The organism is Streptomyces sp. NRRL F-2664 (assembly GCF_000719345.1).
Classification (GTDB): Bacteria; Actinomycetota; Actinomycetes; order Streptomycetales; family Streptomycetaceae; genus Streptomyces.
Genome location: NZ_JOFX01000636.1, coordinates 1 through 218, shown reverse-complemented (window position 1 = coordinate 218; position 218 = coordinate 1). Strand labels below are relative to the sequence as shown.

Sequence of the window (218 nt, the reverse complement as noted above, 5' to 3'; positions counted from 1 at the left end):
CCAAGGAACCCGACGCCGACGGCGCCCGGGTGCTGTCCGAGGCCGACTACTCCCAGTGGGCTGAGTACCGGGTGACCATGACCGACCAGGCCGGCCGCAAGACCACAGCGTCCTCCGACCCGTGGGGGCACACCAGCAGCGTGACCGGCCCGGACGGCACCACCGTCAAGACGGCCTCCGACATCGTGGCCGAGGCGGTCGCGCAGGGCGTCCTGGGC

Annotated in this window: 1 protein-coding gene; it reads left to right on the top strand. The window is 72.9% G+C overall.

Features of this window, described 5'->3' with window-relative positions:
- Positions 1-218, top strand: a 218-nt coding sequence (locus IF89_RS40460; protein WP_043195253.1) for a hypothetical protein, incomplete at both ends; no start/stop codon positions are given.